Source organism: Brevundimonas sp. (genome assembly GCF_031082345.1).
GTDB lineage: Bacteria > Pseudomonadota > Alphaproteobacteria > Caulobacterales > Caulobacteraceae > Brevundimonas.
On sequence record NZ_JAVHLH010000057.1, the window covers coordinates 1 to 5,559 of the forward strand.

A 5,559-nucleotide genomic window follows, 5' to 3' on the forward strand; every position below is an offset into this window, starting at 1 on the left:
CTGAACCTGAGCCTCGGCGGCGAGCGGGACCAGCAGCACCGAAAACGCGGCGGCCGCGGCGGCCGAAGCCAGGGAATTCTTGAGGACGCGACGCATCGAAAGCTCTTCCACAAACGAGGAGGCGCGCCATATCCCGACGCCGGGCGCACGCTCGTTGCTGATAGCGGCTAAAGCGAGGCGCGGCAAACCCGCGCTGGCGCAAACCGTGGTGGCGGCGCGGGGGCCGAACGACTAGGTTCCGCCCATGACACTGCACGCGCCGATCCCGGCTCCCGAAAAGCGTCCGCTGACCGTGCGCCTGGCCACGCCGCGCGGCTTCTGCGCGGGCGTCGACCGGGCCATCCAGATCGTCGAACGCGCCATCGAAAAGTACGGCGCGCCCGTCTATGTGCGGCACGAGATCGTCCACAACCGCCATGTGGTCGACCGGCTCAAGGCCATGGGCGCCGTCTTCGTCAAGGAACTGGACGAATGCCCGGATGACCGGCCGGTGGTCTTCTCCGCCCACGGCGTGCCCAAATCGGTGCCGGAAGGCGCCCGGGCGCGCGAGATGCTTTATCTCGACGCCACCTGCCCGCTGGTCTCCAAGGTTCACGTCGAGGCCGAGCGCCACCACGCCGCCGGCCGCCACATCATCCTGATCGGTCACGCCGGCCATCCCGAGGTGGTCGGCACCATGGGCCAGCTGCCGCCCGGCGCGATCAGCCTGGTCGAGACGGTCGACGACGCCGAGGCCTTCCAGCGGCCGGGCGGGGCGTCGCTGGCCTACGCCACCCAGACGACGCTGTCGGTAGACGACACCAGCGAAATCCTGGCGGTGCTGAAGCGGCGCTTCCCGGAGCTGCCGGACCCGCACAAGGAAGACATCTGCTACGCCACCACCAACCGCCAGGAGGCGGTCAAGCGGCTGGGCGCGGGTTGCGAGCTGGTGCTGGTCGTGGGTTCGAAGAACTCCTCAAACTCGGTGCGGCTGGTCGAGGTGGCGCTCCGGGCCGGGGCGCGCGACGCCCGCCTGGTCGACGACGCCGCCCAGGTGGACTGGTCGTGGCTGGAAGGCGTGTCGACGCTCGGGATCACCGCCGGCGCCTCGGCGCCCGAACCGCTGATCGAGGCGCTGGTCGAAGCCGTTTGCGCGCGGTTCGACGCCGAGGTGATTGAGGATTCGGGGGAGCGGGAAACCGTGACCTTCAAGCTTCCGCGCCTGCTGACCGCCTGAGATCACCGCGCTTGCGCCGGCGGAGCCTTTGCCCTTGGCTGGCGTTCAGGAAGCGGTCTTCGGGGAACAGCATCATGCGTCGGTATCAGAGTGTCGGCCTCGGTCTGGCGGCCCTTGGCGTGGCCGCTCTCGCCGGCTGCGGAGAGCCGGACGCAACGGTCACGTCGCCGGCCGAGCCCACGACGCCGATCGAGGCGGCCGCGCCCGTCTCCGCCACGTACGTCTGCGATAGCGGACTGACCGTGGCCGTGGCCTACCCCGATCCGCAGTCCGCCCAGGTCACCTACAAGGACCGCACCTGGGTGATGCGCCTTGCCCCGGCCGCCTCGGGCGCCCGCTACGTCAACGCCGAAGTCGAATGGCGGACGGTTACGCGGGAAGGGGAGGAAAGCGCCACACTCAGCCGCCTTGGGGCGACCGAAGACGCAGGCACGGTCGTCCTGGAGCGCTGCCGCCGCCCGGGCGTCAGCGCCCTCCCTGTGACCCCTGTCCCGACTGTCGAGCCGGCCCCGGCGGGCTCCATCCAGGCGTCCGCGCCCTGCAAGGGTCCGCAGCTGAAACTCAGCCGGGTCGGCGGGGACGCCGGCGCGGGCAATCGCGTCTCCATCCTCGGCGTCCAGAACGTCGGGACCCGACCCTGCAGCCTCACCGGCTATCCGTCGATCACTCTCGAGGACCCGGAGGGTGACGCCCTCGCCGCTGTCCGCTCCGACCGAACCCTCGGCAGCTATTTACGGCCGGGCCAGACTCCGGGGCCCGTCGAACTCGCGCCCCAGGGACTGGGCTTCTTCGATATCGCGTGGAACGTCGTCCCGGATGAAAGCGCTGGCCGGACGACCTGCCCGTCGGTCGCCCGCATCCGGATGACAGCGCCCGGCGACACCTCGCCCGTCACCCTCGCCCAGGCCTTCACCCCCTGCGGCGGCCGCATCCGGATCAGCCCCTTCCGGACCGTGGCGGAACCCGAGCCGGCCGCCTGACGTCCAAGGGCTTCAAACCGCGTTCAAAACGGCGTAGCGGAGCGCGCATGACAGCGACCTTCCATGACCGCGTCCGCGCGGAACTCGCCGACATCGAGGCCCAGGGCCTGACCAAGCCGGAACGGGTCATCGCCTCCCGCCAGGGGCCGGTGATCAAGGTCGGCGGCCGCGATGTGCTCAATTTCTGCGCCAACAACTATCTCGGCCTCGCCGGCGACGAGCGGGTGGCCCAGGCCGGGATCAGGGCGCAGGAAAAATGGGGCGCGGGCACGGCCTCGGTCCGCTTCATCTGCGGCACGCTGGAGATCCACAAGGAGCTGGAGCGCGCGGTCGCGGACTATCTCGGTTTCGAGGACACGATCCTGTTCGCCGCCGCCTTCGACGCCAACGGCGGCCTGTTCGAACCCCTGTTCGGGGCCGAGGACGCGATCGTCTCCGACAGTCTGAACCACGCCTCGATCATCGACGGCGTGCGGCTGTGCAAGGCCAAGCGGTATCGCTTCGCCAACTCGGACATGGACGACCTCGAGACCCAGCTGAAACAGGCCCGGGCCGACGGCGCGCGCGAGATCGTCATCGCCACCGACGGCGCCTTCTCGATGGACGGCTATATCGCGAAGCTGAAGGACATCCGGACGCTGGCCGACAAGTACGACGCCCTGATCATGGTCGACGACTGCCACGCCACCGGCTTCCTCGGTCCGCAGGGTCGGGGCTCCTATGCCCACCACGGGGTCGAGATCGACTTCCTGACCGGCACCTTCGGCAAGGCCTTGGGCGGGGCCATGGGCGGCTTCATCTGCGCCACCTCCGAGGTCGTGGCCCTGCTGAAGCAGCGCGCCCGACCCTATCTGTTCTCCAACGCCCTGGCGCCGGCCGTCTGCGGCTCCAGCCTCGAGGCCATCCGCATCGCGGCCGGGGCCGAGGGCGACGCCCTGCGCAAACAGCTGTTCGCCAACGCCGTCCGCTATCGCGCCGCCATGACCGAGGCCGGCTTCACCCTGCTGCCGGGCGAGCATCCGATCATCCCGGTGATGCTGAACGACGCGAAACTGGCCCAGGATTTCGCGGCCCGGGCGCTCGAGCTCGGCGTCTATGTCATCGGCTTCAGCTTCCCGGTGGTGCCGCGCGGCCAGGCCCGCATCCGCACCCAGATGTCGGCGGCGCACACCTTCGAACAGATTGATCAAACGGTCGCGGTGTTCACGACGGCCGGCAAGGAATTGGGAGTTATCTGATGGCGGACACCATGAAGGCCCTGGCCAAGACCAAGCCGGGCGTCGGCCTTGAACTGATCGACGCCCCGATCCCGGTCGCGGGCGATGAGGACGTGCTGATCCGGGTGCACCGCACGGCCGTCTGCGGCACCGACATCCACATCTGGAACTGGGACGAGTGGAGCCAGAAGAACGTCCCGGTGCCGATGATCACCGGCCATGAGTTCTCCGGCGAGATCGTCGCCATCGGCAAGGATGTCGACCGCCGCCTCAGGGTCGGCCAGCGGGTCTCGGCCGAGGGGCATGTCATCGACCTCAACTCAGAGGCCGCCCGCGCCGGCCATTTCCACCTCGACCCCGACACCCGCGGCATCGGCGTCAACCGCCAGGGCGCCTTCGCCGAATTCGTCGTGGCCCCCGCCTTCAACGTCATCGAACTGCCCGACGACGTCCCTTATGAGATCGGCGCCATCCTCGACCCGTTCGGCAACGCCGTGCACACGGCGCAGCAGTTCGACCTGCTGGGCGAGGACGTGCTGGTCACCGGCGCCGGCCCGATCGGCATGATGGCCGCCGCCGTCGCCCGCCACGCCGGGGCCCGGACCGTGGTCCTGACCGACATCAACGATTTCCGCCTTGAGCTGGCCCAGAAGGTCGCGCCCGGCGTGCGCACGGTGAACACCACGAAGGAAGACCTGCACGACGTCATCCACGAGCTGGGCATGAAGGTCGGCTTCGACGTGGCGCTGGAAATGTCGGGCTCGCCGATCGCCTTCAAACAGTGCGTCGACACCCTGATCATGGGCGGCGGCATGGCCATGCTGGGGATCCCGTCCAGGCCGATGGAGACGGACTGGGGCGCCATCATCCTCAAGGCCCTGACCATCAAGGGCGTCTACGGACGCGAGATGTTCACCACCTGGCGCAAGATGCTGGGCCTGCTCAAGGCCGGCCTCGACCTGCGGCCCCTGATCACCCACCAGATGGGCTACGAGCGCTTCGAGGAGGGCTTCGAGGCCATGCGCTCGGGCCAGTCCGGCAAGGTCGTGCTCGACTGGGACAAGGCGGCGTAAGGACGGATCAGACCATGACGGTCGGCCCGATCGTGGCCTTTCTGGAAGGCGAGGGGCCGGACGCCCGGGGACGCTCCCTGTTCGACGTTCTGGCGATGGACAACGTCGCGCTGGAACAGACCCACGACTACATCCAGTGGCTGTTCCCCCTGCCGGAGCCGTCGCGCGCGGCGCCGGACGCCCCGGTCCTTTCGGAGGACGAGGTCGGGGCGATCCGGGATTCGGCCATGGCGCAGATCGCCCTCGCCGCCGCGACCGACCGGATGGATGGCTTCTACCGCGCCACCCACGACTGGCTGATGCCGAACGACCACAATCACCTGCGGATCACGCGGATCATCCGGTCGTTGCGGCTGCTGGTCGGGGACGACCAGGCGAACGCCTTCCGGGCCGCCATCCTGTGGCGGGTCGAGGCGACGCGGGCGCCGGTCAGCGCCCGCAGCCGCGGCTACTGGTCGACCGCCTGAAATCAGGCGGCGGCCGGCTCGTCCTTCTTCATCGTCGCCATGAAGACGATGACGACGAACAGCAGCATCGACCCGACCAGCATGAACTCCGAGGCGATCATCGCGGGCAGGAACAGCGGCTTCTGCAACAGCATCAGCGTCAGCGACGGCATCAGGATCAGGAAGCCCAGCACCGACAGGGCGAAATGCGCCATCGGCAGCCAGCCGCGTCCGGCCGCCGGGAAGACCCGGTAGAACAGGCCGAACAGCATCATCGAGGCGAAGCCGAGCAGGTTGATGTGGGCGTGCACGGGCCTGAGCACGAAGTCCTGGTTCGCGCCCATCCAGACGCCCAGCGACATGCCCACCAGGGCCGACAGCACGCCGAGGCGCAGGAAATTATTCGATACCGACATTGGAAAAGGTCCCTCCGACTTAAAACGGTCGGCTCGTAAACCGCCGTTCCCCAAGGGGCGCAAGTTACATCGCAGTCAGCCTGAGGGCGCAATGGGGGCCGTGGCCCCCGCCGCTAGCGCCTGCGCCACTGTTCCGGCCGGTCGAAGGATCCGTTCCAGGCTCCGGCGCCCCGCGCCTCGGCCGCCAGCTCCTCGTCGACATAGTCCCGAC

At 68.8% G+C, this 5,559-nt stretch carries 7 protein-coding genes; 5 read left to right on the forward strand and 2 right to left on the reverse strand.

Features of this window, described 5'->3' with window-relative positions:
- Positions 1-244: 244 nt before the first annotated feature.
- From ispH to RDU12_RS05670, 5 genes are all read left to right on the forward strand, one after another.
- A complete protein-coding gene (ispH, locus tag RDU12_RS05650) occupies positions 245-1,216 on the forward strand; it encodes a 4-hydroxy-3-methylbut-2-enyl diphosphate reductase (RefSeq protein ID WP_300290970.1) in 972 nt (323 codons plus the stop codon).
- Between the two features lie 74 nt (positions 1,217-1,290).
- A complete protein-coding gene (locus tag RDU12_RS05655; protein ID WP_300290972.1) occupies positions 1,291-2,196 on the forward strand; it encodes a DUF4232 domain-containing protein in 906 nt (301 codons plus the stop codon).
- A 47-nt stretch (positions 2,197-2,243) separates the two neighbouring features.
- On the forward strand, positions 2,244-3,434 hold the full coding sequence (locus tag RDU12_RS05660; RefSeq protein ID WP_300290974.1) for a glycine C-acetyltransferase: 1,191 nt from the start codon (positions 2,244-2,246) through the stop codon (positions 3,432-3,434).
- 11 nt (positions 3,435-3,445) lie between these two features.
- A complete protein-coding gene (tdh, locus tag RDU12_RS05665; protein ID WP_366145268.1) occupies positions 3,446-4,486 on the forward strand; it encodes an L-threonine 3-dehydrogenase in 1,041 nt (346 codons plus the stop codon).
- Between the two features lie 14 nt (positions 4,487-4,500).
- On the forward strand, positions 4,501-4,953 hold the full coding sequence (locus RDU12_RS05670; protein WP_300290979.1) for an opioid growth factor receptor-related protein: 453 nt from the start codon (positions 4,501-4,503) through the stop codon (positions 4,951-4,953).
- 2 nt (positions 4,954-4,955) lie between these two features.
- On the opposite strand, the gene RDU12_RS05675 is transcribed toward RDU12_RS05670, so the two are convergent.
- Positions 4,956-5,348 carry a hypothetical protein gene (locus tag RDU12_RS05675; RefSeq protein WP_300290981.1) on the reverse strand — a complete coding sequence of 131 codons (393 nt, stop codon included), beginning with the start codon at positions 5,346-5,348 and terminating at the stop codon, positions 4,956-4,958.
- 113 nt (positions 5,349-5,461) lie between these two features.
- Positions 5,462-5,559 (reverse strand): hypothetical protein (locus RDU12_RS15860; protein WP_374990192.1); only part of this gene is annotated, 98 nt, incomplete at its 5' end.